The sequence below is a fragment of the Colwellia sp. E150_009 genome (genome assembly GCF_053543955.1).
Genome location: NZ_JBHFOM010000013.1, coordinates 12647 through 28899 on the forward strand (window position 1 = coordinate 12647; position 16253 = coordinate 28899).

The 16253-nt window shown below is 36.8% G+C and carries 10 protein-coding genes; 5 read left to right on the forward strand and 5 right to left on the reverse strand.

What is annotated here, in order from left to right:
• Window positions 1-5: 5 nt before the first annotated feature.
• The 4 genes from ACE1OF_RS08025 to ACE1OF_RS08040 all read right to left on the reverse strand — a co-directional run bounded on the left by ACE1OF_RS08025 (window position 6) and on the right by ACE1OF_RS08040 (window position 6680).
• Entirely contained in the window at window positions 6-290 is a 285-nt protein-coding gene (locus tag ACE1OF_RS08025; protein WP_448893766.1) for a hypothetical protein, read from the reverse strand.
• Between the two features lie 91 nt (window positions 291-381).
• Window positions 382-2517, reverse strand: a complete 2136-nt coding sequence (locus ACE1OF_RS08030) for a TonB-dependent siderophore receptor (protein ID WP_448893767.1) — start codon at window positions 2515-2517, stop codon at window positions 382-384.
• A gap of 327 nt (window positions 2518-2844) precedes the next feature.
• A complete protein-coding gene (locus ACE1OF_RS08035; protein WP_448893768.1) occupies window positions 2845-4227 on the reverse strand; it encodes a class II fumarate hydratase in 1383 nt (460 codons plus the stop codon).
• Between the two features lie 260 nt (window positions 4228-4487).
• The gene (locus tag ACE1OF_RS08040) at window positions 4488-6680 is read right to left on the reverse strand and encodes a TonB-dependent receptor (protein ID WP_448893769.1); all 2193 of its coding nucleotides are present in this window, start codon (window positions 6678-6680) and stop codon (window positions 4488-4490) included.
• 108 nt (window positions 6681-6788) lie between these two features.
• Between ACE1OF_RS08040 and ACE1OF_RS08045 the strand changes: the two genes are divergently transcribed.
• From ACE1OF_RS08045 to ACE1OF_RS08065, 5 genes are all read left to right on the forward strand, one after another.
• A complete protein-coding gene (locus ACE1OF_RS08045; protein ID WP_448893770.1) occupies window positions 6789-7676 on the forward strand; it encodes a helix-turn-helix domain-containing protein in 888 nt (295 codons plus the stop codon).
• A gap of 93 nt (window positions 7677-7769) precedes the next feature.
• Window positions 7770-8444 carry an RNA polymerase sigma factor gene (locus tag ACE1OF_RS08050; RefSeq protein ID WP_448893771.1) on the forward strand — a complete coding sequence of 225 codons (675 nt, stop codon included), beginning with the start codon at window positions 7770-7772 and terminating at the stop codon, window positions 8442-8444.
• A 5-nt stretch (window positions 8445-8449) separates the two neighbouring features.
• The gene (locus tag ACE1OF_RS08055) at window positions 8450-9517 is read left to right on the forward strand and encodes a FecR family protein (RefSeq protein ID WP_448893772.1); all 1068 of its coding nucleotides are present in this window, start codon (window positions 8450-8452) and stop codon (window positions 9515-9517) included.
• Between the two features lie 147 nt (window positions 9518-9664).
• Window positions 9665-12157, forward strand: a complete 2493-nt coding sequence (locus ACE1OF_RS08060; RefSeq protein WP_448893773.1) for a TonB-dependent receptor domain-containing protein — start codon at window positions 9665-9667, stop codon at window positions 12155-12157.
• 87 nt (window positions 12158-12244) lie between these two features.
• Window positions 12245-13729: a fibronectin type III domain-containing protein gene (locus tag ACE1OF_RS08065; RefSeq protein ID WP_448893774.1), complete on the forward strand. Its 1485-nt coding sequence runs from the start codon at window positions 12245-12247 to the stop codon at window positions 13727-13729.
• A gap of 118 nt (window positions 13730-13847) precedes the next feature.
• Here ACE1OF_RS08065 and ACE1OF_RS08070 read toward each other — a convergent pair whose 3' ends face one another.
• Complete coding sequence (locus ACE1OF_RS08070; RefSeq protein WP_448893775.1) at window positions 13848-15947, reverse strand: TonB-dependent siderophore receptor; 2100 nt, start codon at window positions 15945-15947, stop codon at window positions 13848-13850.
• Between the last annotated feature and the right edge of the window lie 306 nt (window positions 15948-16253).

Here is a 16253-nt window from a genome sequence, read left to right on the forward strand (position 1 = left end):
AAAGATTAATCCCAAAATTGATAGGCAAGAATAATACTATTAATTATAAAAAGTATTACAAGTAACCATTGGGCTTTACGCATGTCAGCCGTTAGGTAAGTATAAAAAAATAAAAAAGCCCAAATTAATGGCAGCATAACAAGAGGCATCATTATATTATTAACCTTGCCCACACCAGGTGGAAACCACACGGCCATAGCAAACATAATAAATAAAGACACTAACAGTGTTGCTGGCCCGCTAAGCCAAAAACGTCTGTTTTTCAAAAACTGCATATATGATGCATTCATAAACTGGTCCAGTGATAATAAAACTTATCAAGTCGATTAAAAATATGGAAAAGCACAAACCTAACCATTACTGTGATACCGCTACTTAAAATTAAAGACTCCAACGTAAAGTTAAACGGTAATCTGTTGGCGCGCCATAAAAAGCTTGGTCTGTTCTAACAGAACTAAGATACTTTTCATTTGTTATGTTATCTAAGTTTAAACTCAGTGAAACTTGATCGTTCACATTGTATTGAACATAACCACCAACGAGAGCGTAGCTATCTTGAGTAATACGTCCATAACTTGTTTCATAGTACATATCACTTTGCCAACGAAGAGAAATACCAACATTTAGTTTTTCTTCCCATTTGGGTGAATAATCAGCAAGTAATTTTAATGTTTTACGTGGAATAAAAGTACGCGCTTCATTGCCATCTTCATCATCCATAGTTAAGGCGGTAAAACCACCTTGCATTACCCATTCTTCTGATATTTTACCTGAAACTTCTAGTTCAAAACCATTAGAGTCAACAGTTACCCCTCTGTATAATGAATAATTAAAGTCATCTGAGTAATCATCATCATCAATGTCATCACCGTCGCCATATTTAATAAACTCATACAAGTTTTCTTGCTCAGTTCTAAATACGGCAAAACTTACTAACATATTATCTTTGAAACGTTTCTTAATCCCTAGTTCATATCCGCGACCTTCAGCAGAACCCAATGCTTCAAGATCTTCATTCAAATAGTATTGTGGTTGGTAAATATCGCTGTAACTTCCGTAAATATTTAGATCATCTAACACTTCCCAAGTAAAACCTATGTATGGGCTAGAACCATCTTCAGTAGTTGATGTTGACGCCCCCCATGATTCTCCTTCATTTTCATAATCAACAAAACTTGCCCCTAATACTAAGTCAAAATGTTGAGTAACCGCTAATTGTATTGAACCATAAAAACGATTTAAGGAAACATCAGTAAAACCAGCCTTGTACGGAGCATCCCAGTTGGGTCTTGTTACCTCTTTTCCTGACCAGCCTGGAAATGATGGCATATCATCAAAACCACTTAACGCCGTATAATCAAGATCAAGAGTTTCAGATTCTGCTATGCTCACACCAAGATTAAACGAATGCTCTAACCCCCATGCCTGAAATGTTCCTTGTAATGTGTTATCCCATATTAAGGTCTTATCTTCTGCATCAAACTTACCTGGATATCCTAACAAACCTAAACCCGTTTCTTGCACTACCCCTGTATTAGAATAAGCATAGAAAAGCTCCGAATGGTCTTCATATTTTGTATAATTTAGTTTACTGGTAAAAATAATATCATCGGTAATATACCAACCCAATTCAGCAAAAGCATTCTCATTTAATGTATCCCAATAAGTCCAGTCCATTGCAGGAGTAGCAGAGACAGAAAAGTCTGTTTGAGTACCATTAGAATATATAAGTGGTGCAGCCCCCCAAGTAACCCCTTCACTGTTGTTATCTTGATAGGTATAGCCAAAAGTAAGCGTGACATCATCATTAAGTTGTCCGTCAACAACACCATATAATACGGTTCTTTTGTTACCATAAAGATCTAACCAACTCTCTTTATCTTGATGTACAACTACTGCCCGAGCCGCCCAACTGCCAGAGTCTGTCAGTGGTGTAGATACATCAACAACAGCACGAAAATTTGACCATCGACCGAAAGTTAATGCTGCGCTCGCTTGTGTATCATTACTAGGGCGTTTTCTTACGTAATTTACTGTTCCTGAAGGATTACCTAAGCCCGTAATGAGCCCGTTTGAACCACGAATAAATTCAACTTTTTCATAAATAGCCGTATCAAGATCACCTACAAAAATATCACCAAATGGGATACCCGCTCCGTCTACATGCATACTTGTTATATCAAAACCACGCGCATTAAAATAGGTACGGTCAGTTTCAGTTTGGTCAATATTAATGCCCGTAACCTGTTTAAATAAGCTATTTACATCACTAAAATTGTAGTTAGCAATCGTTTCTTTTTCAATGATAGAAAGCGATTGAGGTGTATCATAACTATCAAGGCCCAACCCCGTTGCACCAGAACTAATTCGTTGAGTACGGCTACCGAGGATACGAATTACTTCCATCTCTTTTTCGGTCGGGTTTAACGCTTCTTCGCTATTTAATTCTGCTGATTGTGCACTCATGCTTAGCGCTAACATAATTGGCGATAATGCGAAAATATACTTAGGCTTCATACTACTCTCTTAAAGTTGATTTGTTAAAAACCAGCATATTATAAATACTTAGCAATACGATTACAAATAATAATCATTACCGTTAGCAGCTATTGATAAGCTAAATCTAACGCTCGCTCTCTTACATGTAAATCAACAAGGTTTCGATGGCTATCTGGCAAGGCTTTAATCACCTTTTTTTAGTCGGATACTCACAAAATAATTGATATGCTAAAGTAACTGCGTCTTGAAAATATTCGTGTACAGATAAGTTTTTTCTTTCAGAAAAATAGCTCTTAGCGCACTCAAAATGTTAAACCTAACCGTTCATTCCTGTTTGATATTGTTTCATGAACTTTTATCTTCAGTTAATTGCTTTGGGTCAAGTAGTTGCATTAACTTCTCTTTAGAAAAATCAGTTTCAGCCATAGCGACTTCAATTATAGGTTTATTCTGCTGATACGCTAACTTGGCAATAACAGCTGCTTTTTCATAACCAATATACGGATTTAACGCCGTTACTAGTACAGGATTACGATTTAATGCTCTAGCTAGGTTATCTGCGTTAACGGTAAAACCAGCTATTGCTTTATCTGCCAACAATTTAATGCTATTAGTAAGTATTTCAATACTTTCTAATAAATTGCGAGCAATAACAGGTAACATTACATTCAATTCAAAATTACCAGACTGGCCACCTACCGTAATTGCTGCATCGTTACCAATAACTTGGGCTGATACCATAGCCACAGCTTCAGGTATCACAGGGTTTACTTTTCCTGGCATAATAGAAGACCCAGGTTGTAAGGTTGGTAAAGTAATTTCACCTAAACCTGCCAATGGTCCAGAGTTCATCCATCTTAAATCATTCGCTATTTTCATTAAAGAAACAGCAACCGCTTTAAGGCTGCCAGATAAACGTACGGCATTATCTTGAGCACCAATTAAGGCAAAAAAATTGTCAGCGCATTGAAAATCAATGCCAGTTTGTTTTGTTAACGCTAGATTAAATTGCACTGAAAATTCTGGATGAGCATTTACAGCCGTTCCCACTGCTGTTCCGCCTAAGGGTAACATTTGCATTTGTGCTAATATTGACTGTATAGCCAAAACATTCATTTGTAACTGACTTGACCAACCACTAATAACTTGATCCATACGAATAGGCATAGCATCCATTAAATGTGTTCTACCCGTTTTGCAATAATTTTTAAGTTCTACTTTTCGTTGTTCCATTATTTCAATTGCATGTTCAATAGCAGGAATTAACTTTTCTTTTGTTGCTAAAACAGCACTAACTTGAATTGTAGTTGGAATAACATCATTGCTGCTTTGCCCTAAATTTATATCATCATTTGGATGAAGCGATAATTTACGTTGTTGATTAGCTAAATTAGCAATTACCTCATTAGCATTCATATTTGAACTAGTACCTGAGCCTGTTTGAAAAATATCAACAGGAAAGTGCTTCATTAAATCAGGGTCTATAAGTAATGAATTACAAGCTGCATCAATTGCACTAAACTTTTCTTCACTCAATAAGCCTAATTTAGCATTAGCTTTAGCAGCAGCCTGCTTTATTTGAATCAAACTGGTAATAAATGCCTTGGGCATGGGTATATTGCTAATAGGGAAATTATTGATAGCGCGTTGAGTTTGCGCGCCATAAAGCGCATTTTTAGGAACATTAAGCTCCCCCATACTGTCTTTTTCAATACGAAATTCAGTCATGTTTCACCTATTCTAATAAATATTGAACAAGCATATTTGCTTGCCTTTGAAGTATATTCACAGATTGCTGTTCCATTTGTGTGTCAGCAAGTTTCTGCAAATGCATGATTGGAAGGTATGGATTATCTAAACATATTCTACGCCATAGGAAAATAAAACAAAATCACCACAAACAAAAACAAAAATCATTTGTATTTATGGCGATTACAATAAGTAACATCACCTCATAATGAGACTCACTGAACTTAATCAAATAAATATTAAAACCAAGCTTCAGCCTCTAAACCAATAACTCGAGGTGAATTTAATGGTGCATAATATAAACCGTCTGTACCAAATGCTAAGTTTTCAATCGCCAAACCATTGGCTATACGCTCATTGGTTAGGTTATCACCAAATAATCTAACCGCATAATCGCTTGCTTCATAACCTAACTGCAACCCGTATGTAGTTACCGCACCCTGAAATATATCACCACGAGAGCGAAGTGCAGCTTTACCAGTAAAACCAGCTTCACCACGTATATAAAACCCCGTACTAGCTTGATAACGTATTGACAACCCACCATCATATTCTGGTACAAACTGAATTGGCTGCCCACGCACATTTAACGTTTCATCAAGCTGTAAGTCACGATACTTTGCATTCACATAACCAATATGCCCATCAAACGAGAGTTCATCACTCACTTGCCAATGTCCTTCCACTTCAGCCCCTATATTACGTATTGCGGCATCAGAGCTGATATAATCAGAACTGATTGGACGGCTACGCTCATCGTAAGCAATTTGTATTTCCTGCCAATTATCAGAATTAATATAAAAAACAGCCCCCGACAAACGCATTGTCCTGTCAGATGAGCGCCACTTAAAACCAATTTCCCTACTTAATAATGTTTCACTGTCATAAGAAATAACATCATTATCTACTACTCCCTGTTGAACTGCTACTAGGTTAAAACCACCTGGAATATAACCACGGGCCACTGAGGCATGCAAAGAAAAATCATCTGTTAAGCCATAATGAAATGCTAAGCGAGGTAATAATATATCAAAAGTTTTCGTTAAGTTTGCATCAGGATAAACAACCACAGAACCATAACCTAAATCTAATTCACCAGTATTTTGTACTGTACTGCGTTTAGCTCGATCATAACGTAGCCCAGCCGTCATTTTTAATTTAGATGTTATGTATAAGTTGATTGAACCAAACAAACCAACATCTTTACTTATTTCACGCTGTGTTGGAGCTGAAATATACGAATCAATAGTACCTATGCCAAGAAATGTTGCTTTAGTGTTATCATCCACTCCATAATAGTAAGAAGCCCCTAAAATATAATCAAAGGTATCACTTTTTTCAGAAATAAAACGAGTTTCAATATTACTAAATTTTTTATCGCTAACTTCCTGTCCAGCAACTATTGGAGTAGCAGTGAGATCAAAATCAAGCCCTTTGTGAACACTTTTCACTTTACGCATAGATACTGCCATTTCAATAGCACCAAAACTTAATTGATAAATGCTGCTAAGCCCAGCAACAATCTCTTTTTCAGTTTTATATTTTGGGGCATCTTCAAAATAAGTCCATTTACCAAGCTGATTTTCATCATTAAAATCATTTGAATACAGTTCATTGTATAAGTTGATGTTCAACGGTACATATTGTTGACCAAAAATACCTGGTGCATCCATATCTAGCCAATAAGTAATAGCATTAACTGTCAAGTTATCGTTAGGTGTCCAGTGTAACCTCCCTTGTAAATATTGCTCATTAAACTTACCTGTCTCGCCAGTAGATGACCCCAAATTTTTCAAGTATGCTTCCTCGTTAGTTAACGAAAAAGCAAGTGATCCTGTTAGGGTTGGCAATAATGGTCCGCTAATAGCACCGTCGGCTTCAATACCATTACCAGAAGCAAAGTTAGTTGCGGTTAAACGCATATTTCCTTCACTTATTTCGGTTGGTTTTTTGGTTTGTACTAAGATTAAACCTGACTCTGTATTTGCTCCATATAATGTTGCCTGAGGGCCTCGTAATACTTCAATTGAGTCAATTTGATTCAATACCGCATTGCTAAGCTCCCGAAATGGGATACCATCTATATAAACTGCCGCACGATTTACAATAAAGGGATTAGATTCAACCCCCCTTACTGTAATGAAAATATTTCCATGCTGACCATCCGTACTTATCTGGACATTGGGCACTAAATCGTCAATACGTGTAAAATCTCGTAAACGTGCTTCTTGAATATCATTAATACCCAGAACAGTAACTGATGAATCACTATCTATAAAACCTACGTTACGCTTATTTGCTGTTACTACAATTTTTTCCAGTTCATCATCTTTTAATTTTTCTAACGTATCAGCTTGAACAACAAAAATACCTCCTCCCCAATTAGCAAGTATTGCAGTAGTGCAGATACCTTTAATAACGACCTTAATCATAATTTTCCTTTAATATAAAATAGTTAACAATAATTATTGCCATTATTATTAACTATAAGTTTTCCGCTACTCCGAAACAGGCAAATACTCCATTACTGGCAAAATATTATGTTATATTATATCTTTTTAAAAAATAACACTGACTGGTGGTACATGATTCAACTTGGCATTGATAACTATGGGGAACATTCTGCTCAGGTATTTACTAATAAAGATGACTCTATCTTATTAGTTCGTTCTGCATTTAAAGCTTTTGAAGGTGAAATCCCTACTAGTTCGTATATTCGTATTGGATTAAACCTCAGTGGTGGTGGGTTAGTAAAACAATGGTATAATACTAATCTTATCAAATCAGAATGGCGTCGTGGATCGATAACTGTTTGGTCTAGAGAAGCCTGTTATGCAAGTTGCCCCTGTGTTGATATGCTTGGGTTAGCATTAAATTTAGATGTTTTACGTAAATCAGGATATATTACAATATCTAATAATGATATTAGAAAAAAAACACTTCAAACCTTAAATAGTGAATTTTTATCTGCAATGCTATTGGGATTATGGCGTAGCGCTCAAATTTATGGTGTATCCACCCTATTTTTTCAACAAGGTGTACAACAGGTTCTTGAACAACTTTTAAATACTCCTACACAAGGCTCAGTAGCAACTAACCGTCGTCCTTTAACAAATAGAGCACTAACAAGGGTGCAAACGTTAATAAAAACTAATTTGCAATCAAATATTAATGTTGCAAAAATGGCTGAATTACTGCAAATGGATGAAACAAGTTTTTCAAAATCTTTTACGCGCTCCACTGGAATGACACCATTTGCCTACATAACAGCACAAAGAATGGAACAGGCTCAAATATTACTAAAACTTGACTATAGTGTCACCGATGTCGCTATTTCTGTCGGCTATGCTAACCCAAGTAAATTTTCTGCAGCATTTCGTCGCTATGTTGGCATAAAGCCAAGTGCTTGGCGAAGAAACAATAATTAAAATATATTTCAACGCAATCCCTTACCTGTCATATCGTTGTCATAAAATATCGCTAGCATTCAGCGGATTTTCATCGCTATTGAGTTAACATAAATGAATAAAGCGCTGCACAATGCCCCGTTATTTTTCATCGATTCCGATATAAAAGAATCTACAGTTAAGCCAGCACCAATGCATGCGCTCAAAGACAAACCCAAAAAATCACAAAGTATCGATGGTTTATTTCGTGAACACTGGTTTGATGTCTGTCGTTTATTACAAAAATCATACGGTTCGGGCCCTCCTGAACCCGAAGATGTCGCACAAGAAGCCTTTAGTCGTTTTTATCAAATAAACAACGCTGAAAAAATACATGACCCTAAGGCCTACATTATAAAAATAGCTATGAATATCACACTAAAATCTATTGGTCATTTATGCAAAACCCGCGAGTTTATTACAGAACAGCTACAGGCAGATGAAGCGCAAGTTGACACATTTTGTCCTGAACGTATTTTACAAAGCGAACAACGTATTGCACTTATTCAAAAAGGTACAGAGCAACTTAGTGATAAACAACGCGAAATATTAATGCGCGCTAGAATAAAAGGTCAAACATATGCTCAAATATCTGCTGATACAGGCTGGAGCCTTACAGATATTTGTCGTCAATTGAATACGGCAATGTCTATTTTGGAAAAAATTGATGATGAATCTGATAGAGATGACAAAACATTGCATAAAAATAACACAGATAAATCATTTACTAACGCCCTACCTGACGAGTAAACATCATGATAGATAAACACAATAAACCCCAAGTGAGTTATGCCAATCAAGAAACTGAAAAAACTTCAAGCATGAAGTCAACAAAAGTACAAGCTAGAGAGTGGCTTATCTATTTTAATAGTGGGCAAACGACAAAAGAACAACGTGATAACTTTGTACTATGGTTTAATGAAAACAACGCTAATAAAAAAGCATTCAAACAATCTTATAAGGTTTGGCAAACTATAGGTGTTACAGATTCTGCCGTTGAATGGTTACAACAATATGCCAACCAAAACTCAGTTACATTACCTACAAAAAAATCTAAGAACACATTCGCCAAATCAGCATTATGGTTAACAGGTATAGCAGCAAGTGTATTGTTTATCGTAGTTAACAATACATTTAAGGCAACTAACACATTAGAGGTTACTGCACCTGAAATTGTCTTTACATCTCCCGTTGGTGAAAACCGCTCAATAACACTAAGTGACGGAACAAGTGTAACCCTTGCAGGAAATTCTAGTATTTCGGTCAATATCAATCAACACGAAAGGCACATATTGCTACATAAAGGCAGTGCTTATTTTGATGTTATTCACGATTCAGAACGTGTTTTTTCGGTATCAGCCCAACAAACTGAGGTGCGCGTTAGAGGCACCGCATTTGAAGTTAAACATAGCACCGACAGCGAATTGAAAATTTCGGTAAAACGTGGCCTAGTTGACGTGGCCGATTTGCCTGAGCAAGGTAATAAAGATGAAAACATCGTTCAATTACATCCTAACGAACAATTACGTACTAACAAAAATGGTGCATTTATAAACGAGGTTACTCATTTCAATCCTGAAACTGAATTTGCTTGGCTAAATGCGAGATTAATTTACGATAATGTACCACTTGAAAATGTGATCTTAGATATTAATCGCTACATTAAAAAACCAGTAATTGTTTTAGATGAAAGCATTAATAAACTCCCAATCACAGCATCATTCACTTTTGATCAAATTGAACCTGTTTTAACAGGGTTAGTTGCCGCTTATTCTATTACGCTAACAGAAGAAGACAACCGTACAGTGTTGACAAAAAATTAATCTATAACCCTTAATCTAGCAGTATTTAGGACATTATCGATAATATTTATTATATGAAGTTTTTGTTAAATATAATGATTTACTGAAAAAAATTTACTCATGATGACTCTTGTAACGAACCTATATTAATTAACAGGAATAAACATCATGAAAACATTACTCAAACGTTCTATCAAGTTCGCACTTTTTAGCGGAGCGCTTACTTCTTTTGCACCTCAATATGTATTTGCAAAACAAACTGAAATAAATATTGCTGTTCAACCCCTTGGTCAAGCACTTAACCAGCTTGCTCAGCAAACAGGTACAGTAATTATAGCGCCAAGTCGGCTAGTAAGTGACAAGCAAGCCGTTGCAGCTATAGGGAAACTATCAGTGATTAAAGCGGTAGAACAATTATTAATAGGCAGTGGACTCATAGCTCAAGAGCAAGCAAGTGGCGCCATTATAATTAAAAAAGCTGACTTAACCCCTAACTCAACCAATAAACGTGCTTCTAACTATCAAGCCCCTATGGATGAAATTGTCGTTACAGGCCTTAAGCGTGAAAGTAGCTTACAAGACACTCCTATAGCAATTTCAGTGTTAGGTGGAGATGAATTAAAAGATCAAGGTGTAACAGACTTTACAAACTTAATTGATAGCCTCTCTGGTATATCAATCAATTCAGCCTTTGGTGGCCCTGAAAATAGTTTTATTACTATTCGTGGCATTGGTGGAGCAGATGACTACAAACCTAATGGTAACCCGTCAGTCGCACTGCATATAGATGGTATTTATCAAACGTCAAATGCCTATTTGAGTATGCCTCTTTTTGATTTAGAGCGTATTGAAGTACTTAAAGGCCCACAAGGTACGTTATATGGCCGTAATACTACCGCAGGAACAATTAATGCAATCACTCGTGCCCCTGGTGATACATTAAACGGTTATGCTGATATAGAATACGGCTCATATGATTTTGTTTCTGGCAGCGCTGCAATTGGCGGCCCAGTATCAGATAATTTAGGTGTTCGTGTTGCTGTATTAATGAAACAAGGTGGCGGTTTCATGGACGGTAAAGGTGCAGGTAACTTTGCTGGATTTGTACCTGAAGGTACTGAAGGTATTTTGCCTCAAATTGCTGATCCAGGTGAACGTGATGGCTTCGGTGATGCCGATTTATTTGCTTTTCGAGGCACCGCTGAGTATAAATTTGATGACATAACATCACTCACTTTACATTATTTTGTGAGCCAAGATCGCGGTGATACACGTCAATATGATCGTATAGCATTTAACGATGATACCTCTACCCTCAATGCAGGGGAAAATGACGATCCCTTTGAGTTTTATACCAGTGAATATTATTCTCACGAAATTGACGTAAGTGGTTTTTCAGCTGACTTTAGTCGCCAATTAAATTCAAACTTAAATGTAGATGTACTATTTGGTTTGCAAAATAGCGAACGCAATGTCAGTGGCAACGGTGATGGTACCTCTTTCCCACGCTACCAATACAATTTTGACGATAGTTTAAACCAAACATCATTAGAGATTCGCCTAAGCGATACAACTGGCGGAACATTCGATTGGATTGTTGGGGCATTTTTTATTAACGACTCTGTAGATTTTACTAGTAACTGGACTAGTTATGCTGTGTTATCTCAGTACAGTTCACCTTATAACCAGCGCCGTAACAGTGCTGCTACTTTTGGTAATATAGATTGGAATGTATCAAATGATTTAGTCATTAGTGCAGGACTTCGCTACACCAAAGATAGCGCTAAATTTCGTGGTGAAAATATAGACGCCGATCCTTGGGGACTTTCTAAATTTGAAGATACATTCAAAACTGACGCAAACTTCTCATGGGATAAAGAATTTGACGACAGCAACGTATCAGGAAAATTAGCTGTTCAATATTTTGTGAACAACAACATCAATGTGTTTGCCTCTGTTAGTACCGCTTATCGTGGCGGCGGATTTGATGGCACCTCAATTTTCTCAGAAGAAGAAACCCACCCCTTTGAATCAGAAGAGGTACTCGCCTATGAAGCAGGTGCCCGCTATGTTAGTGATAATGTCAACTTAACCTTTGATGTGTTTTCTTATGACTTTGAAGAGCTACAAGCAACCGCTCGTTTGTCAAATGATACTAACGGTAGAACAAACGTAGGTAAAGCAACAGTTCGCGGTGCTGAAGCATCGATTGCTGTAACCTTATATGAAGCAAAAAACCACCGAATTACATTTAATACTGCTGGCACCTATTTAGACACTGAAATTACAGAATTCAGCTCAAATAGAGTTAACGATGTTATCAGTACTATTGGCGATCCGCTCCCTGGTTCACCAAAGTGGAGCCAAACTGCTGCGCTTAATTATGAAACATCATTCACTAACAATACTCAGTTAAATGCGCGTATTAATTATAGTTATCATGGTGAAGAGTCTAATCGCTTAAATGCTGGTGATGGTAACACGACACCATCATATAGCTTGCTCGGGCTACGAGCCGATGTAACCTTTAATAATGGCCTAAATATTTATGCTTACGCACGTAACATTACTGACGAAGTTTATTTTCTTGAACTAAACAGTGGTTCTCGTTTAGTAGGAGCGCCAGCAACCTTTGGTGGCGGTGTTAGTTACGCATTTTAATCAACCTATAAATTAACGTATACATTTCACGCGCACCAAAAACTGGTGCGCTTTACTATCAATTATTACAACGTTTAGGTGCCCATCATGTCTTCATTAATGTGGTTTTTCAACTTAGTACTACTATTACTTATTTCAAACACAGCCTACAGTAATTCTCAACCAACTAAAGCAGAAACACCTTATCCACCTGCTTCTTCTTGGCCAGATCGTATTATTGCAACAGCAACACAAAATCCTTCTAACAGTATTTCACTTACTTGGAGAACAAACCAAGATGTTAAAACAGCTTACGGACAACTTGTTAAAGCCAATTCAAATGCCCGATATGACATCAATGTAAGTACAATTGAAGCTAGCACAAGTATTGTTTCTTTAAAGCAAGGTAAAAATAACTTTGGCGTATTTAATTATCCTGCTAATGTTGAACTATCTGGGGTGAATTATCATTCAATTACCTTTACAGGTTTAACGCCCAATACACTATACAACTACCGTGTTAGCGGGGCTAAAGACAAGTGGTCTTCTTGGCAACAAATTAAAACATCACCTAAGCAAAATAATCATGATATTGAATTTCTCTATTTTGGCGATGCACAAAATGGTATTCATTCTCACTGGCCAATGGTATTAAGACGCGCATGGAAACATGCAACAAATGCCGAATTTGCCATTTACGCAGGTGATTTAGTAAATGAAGGTGCGAACGATAAACAATGGTCAAACTGGCTAAATGCTGGGCGTTTTATTCATGGCATGCTACCCGCCGTGCTAGTAGCAGGAAACCACGAATATGATTGGCAAGTAAAATCTAACACGCAAAAAAAATGGGCACTTTCAACACTATGGCAAGACCAGTTCACACTACCATTAACCCCTGAACTTCCTAAAGAATTACAAGAAACCGTTTACGTATCACAATACCCTGATTTAGATATTTTTGTACTTAACTCAGAAGCTCAAGGGAGTATTGCCTTATTACAAGCTCAGGCTAAATGGTTAGACAATAAATTACAAAACAGCGCCGCCCAGTGGCGAATAGTAACAATGCATCATCCAATATTTTCATCTTGTGGTATGCCATTAAATACCCTAGGTCAAGACGAACCAGAAATTAGAGCCGCTTTTTTACCTGTATTCTTAAAACATAATGTTGACCTAGTGCTACAAGGCCATGATCACACTTATGCTCGAGGTAGCATTGGTATCGAAAAAAGCATATCAAAATTATCTAATACTAGTGCCCCAAAAAAAATTAAATCAGTCTTTGTAACATCCGTTGCTGGCCCTAAAACTTACCCTCAAAAGCCATCGCGTTGGAAAGAGTACAGCAACTATGGTGTAACTCTTGAACGAATGGGAGAGAACACACCGACATATCAAATCATCAAAAAAACCGATAATAAGCTTATATATCAATCATTTACTACAAATGGAAAATTATATGATGGATTTACTTTAGAAAAATCAATAAACGGTCAAAAAACTTTACGAGAAATAAATAATTTACCTGAGCAGCGCACTTTTAAAAACACAGCAGCTTATAAAAGTCATCATGACTTAGCAGAATAGTTTTCCATATAGAGTTTATTCTCTGGTAGGCATAACCCCCCTATTCTATTTTATGGATAAGTTAAAATGGAGAAACTAAACCAAACAACTTATCCTAGAGATAACCTCTCAAAAATTTTTAAAAGCTATACGTTGCTTTAATGCTACCGTTAGTTGGAGCAGCGTAGAAACCAACATATTGTAAACCAGTGATATATTTTTCATCAGTAATATTATTAATGTTTGCTTGTATTGAAAGGCTATTTGATATATTCCAACGGGCAAAGGCATTTAATAATACATATGCGTCTTGCTTTACCACACCTGATAAATCTTCGGTTTTTGATTGCCATCTACCACCCAACCCAACAACCAGTTCAGGTACTGCAGGCAATGTATAGTCTAGTAAGAACTTCACTGCATTTTTAGGTTCCCATGCACTTGTATCGTCACCAGCTTCATCTTCTATATCCATGAATGTATAAGCAAAAGTGGTATTAAGGTTTTCAGTCAGTCGGCCAATAACTTCTATCTCAACCCCTTCTGATGTCATAGAGGTTCCTTCATAATAAGCCTTACCTTCGTCATTTGTTCCAGCTCTTACGGCAATATTATCTTGTTCGGCACTGAAAAGAGCAAAACTAGTAAGTATGGTATTATCTAACCATTGGGTCTTTATGCCAATTTCATAATTAACACCTTTACTAGGGGCTAAAAAATGATAATAGTAGTCATATCGGTCTTGTGGTTCATAAATATCTGAATAACTGATATATGCATTGGTATTTTCAGTTATTGAATAGGTTGCTGCAAGATAAGGGCTGATCTCATTTTCTTCATTCTTAACTGTACCACCTGAATTATATCCTTCCCGGGTATAGTCAATGGCATTGAAACCTGCGATAACAAATAACTCATCGTTAAGGTTTATTTTAGTTGAACCAAAATAACGTGTTAGGGTGATATCTAAATTTGCTGTTTCAACTTGTTCTTCCCACACTGGCTCAGGCGTTAAGTCTAGCGGATAAGGAAAAATAGGCGTAATACCATAAGCAGGAGTTGTGGTTTTGTCGTATGGGTTATTAAAACTAAGACTGGTACTTTTTGATATGCTTGTGCCAAACATTAACTCATGTGTTTGATTAAATAAATGATATTCACCTTTAGCTGTTAAATCAAACAAATCAGCACTAAAATCACCAGCATATCTACCCGTAGAACTTCTTGATACTCGATTCGTTTCACTATTTTCTAAGCCAGCGACAAAAAACAATTTACTTTGATCGTTTGATTCTTGTCTGTTGTAAGTTGTTTTTATTTCCCAATCATTATCAAAAATATAAGAATATTCAACAAAAGCGCTTATATTTTCGGTGTCCCACATAGTCCAATCTTGAGTTGGACTCGTGCTTACATCAAAATCGGCCTGTGTGCCATCAGCATAAGCTAAAGGTAAACCGCCCCACATATTACCATCAGTATTTGCGTCTTGGTATGAAGCTCCAAATGTCACTGTTGAATTGTCTGTAACTTGACCATCAACAACCACTGATAAATAAGTATGATCATCTTCTAAACCAACAAGATATGATTCAGAGTCTTCTAAAACAGCAACAACTCGCGCAGCCCAACTACCACTTTCTGTTAGAAATAAGGAATAATCGGCTTCTAAACGTTTAAGCGCATCTGAACCGAGTACTACAGCAACCTCCCCTTCATTTTCGTTTGTTGGGCGTTTACGAACATAATTAATGGTACCCCCAGCATTACCTATACCAGTTAATTGGCCATTAGCGCCGCGAATAATTTCTACTTCTTCGTATCCATAGCTTTCCATTACACCCGTAATAAGACCCCAACTATTAGGTAAACCAATACCATCAAGTTGAGTGCTTTTAATATCAAAACCGCGAGATGTATAACGAGTTCGGTTAGTTTCACCTTGCTGAACTGTGATACCTGTTGCCATTTGCATAACGTCATTAATACTATTAGCAGCAAAACTTTTAATTTGCTCAGAGCTTATAACGCTAATTGATTGTGGTGTTTCGTTAATCTCTAGTGTTAAGCCAGTAGCCCCTTTACTTACACGATCTTGGCGTACACCTACAATTGAAATGATCTCTACTTGCTTATCATTTTTTTCAATGTTTTCGGCTTGTGATGATTCTTGCCCATAGGCAGGAAAACCCATAGCTAACACTAACGAAGAAAGTACAAAATGGCGCTTAAATTTCATGATTACCCCTAAATGTATATTTTTACGACTTAAAATAATTTGCGATATTATACAGACAGATAACTTAAACACAAATGATAATCATTAACTTTTGAGAGATTTGTACACGGCAAGATCATTATAAATTGAGCCTTTAGAACAAGTGGCGATCAGATCAAGGCATAATAATCACCTTTGTCACTTAATATTAACACTACCTTTCTGAAACATTTTAACTCAGAACGTGAAGGTTTCACCAAGCGCAATTGTGATGAGTATACCGAAATAAGCTCAGGGCATGGGCGTATTGAAACAAGGACTTGTCAG

Coding starts and splice junctions, on each gene's coding strand:
- ACE1OF_RS08025 (WP_448893766.1), bottom strand. CDS start 290: ATGAATGCATCATATATGCAGTTTTTGAAAAACAGACGTTTTTGGCTT.
- ACE1OF_RS08030 (WP_448893767.1), bottom strand. CDS start 2,517: ATGAAGCCTAAGTATATTTTCGCATTATCGCCAATTATGTTAGCGCTA.
- ACE1OF_RS08035 (WP_448893768.1), bottom strand. CDS start 4,227: ATGACTGAATTTCGTATTGAAAAAGACAGTATGGGGGAGCTTAATGTT.
- ACE1OF_RS08040 (WP_448893769.1), bottom strand. CDS start 6,680: ATGATTAAGGTCGTTATTAAAGGTATCTGCACTACTGCAATACTTGCT.
- ACE1OF_RS08045 (WP_448893770.1), top strand. CDS start 6,789: ATGTTATATTATATCTTTTTAAAAAATAACACTGACTGGTGGTACATG.
- ACE1OF_RS08050 (WP_448893771.1), top strand. CDS start 7,770: ATGAATAAAGCGCTGCACAATGCCCCGTTATTTTTCATCGATTCCGAT.
- ACE1OF_RS08055 (WP_448893772.1), top strand. CDS start 8,450: ATGATAGATAAACACAATAAACCCCAAGTGAGTTATGCCAATCAAGAA.
- ACE1OF_RS08060 (WP_448893773.1), top strand. CDS start 9,665: ATGAAAACATTACTCAAACGTTCTATCAAGTTCGCACTTTTTAGCGGA.
- ACE1OF_RS08065 (WP_448893774.1), top strand. CDS start 12,245: ATGTCTTCATTAATGTGGTTTTTCAACTTAGTACTACTATTACTTATT.
- ACE1OF_RS08070 (WP_448893775.1), bottom strand. CDS start 15,947: ATGAAATTTAAGCGCCATTTTGTACTTTCTTCGTTAGTGTTAGCTATG.